Genomic DNA, 581 nt, shown 5'->3' with positions numbered 1-581 from the left:
TCAGTGGGACGAAATGATCCGGACCGCTGGCTCCCTGAAGCTGGGCAAAGTACAGGTTTCAGTGCTGGTCCGTTCATTGCTGAAAAGTGAACGTCCTTCCGGACTGACTCAGGCAATCATTGAAGTGGGGCGCATCAACAAAACGCTGTATCTGCTTAATTATATTGATGATGAAGATTACCGCCGGCGCATTCTGACCCAGCTTAATCGGGGAGAAAGTCGCCATGCCGTTGCCAGAGCCATCTGTCACGGTCAAAAAGGTGAGATAAGAAAACGATATACCGACGGTCAGGAAGATCAACTGGGCACACTGGGGCTGGTCACTAACGCCGTCGTGTTATGGAACACTATTTATATGCAGGCAGCCCTGGATCATCTCCGGGCGCAGGGTGAAACACTGAATGATGAAGATATCGCACGCCTCTCCCCGCTTTGCCACGGACATATCAATATGCTCGGCCATTATTCCTTCACGCTGGCAGAACTGGTGACCAAAGGACATCTGAGACCATTAAAAGAGGCGTCAGAGGCAGAAAACGTTGCTTAACGTGAGTTTTCGTTCCACTGAGCGTCAGACCCCT

1 protein-coding gene is annotated in these 581 nt (G+C 50.9%); it reads left to right on the top strand.

What is annotated here, in order from left to right; all coding sequences use genetic code 11:
• On the top strand, positions 1 to 547 hold a 547-nt coding region (locus ACOT1A_RS24625), incomplete at its 5' end, for a Tn3 family transposase (protein WP_139156205.1).
• Positions 548 to 581 lie beyond the last annotated feature (34 nt).

Origin of the sequence: Enterobacter cloacae complex sp. SYL003 (genome assembly GCF_049236925.1) — a bacterium.
In the GTDB taxonomy this organism is placed as follows: domain Bacteria; phylum Pseudomonadota; class Gammaproteobacteria; order Enterobacterales; family Enterobacteriaceae; genus Enterobacter; species Enterobacter intestinihominis.
The sequence above is the reverse complement of the archived record's forward strand: the minus strand, read 5'-3'. Positions and strand labels throughout refer to the sequence as shown.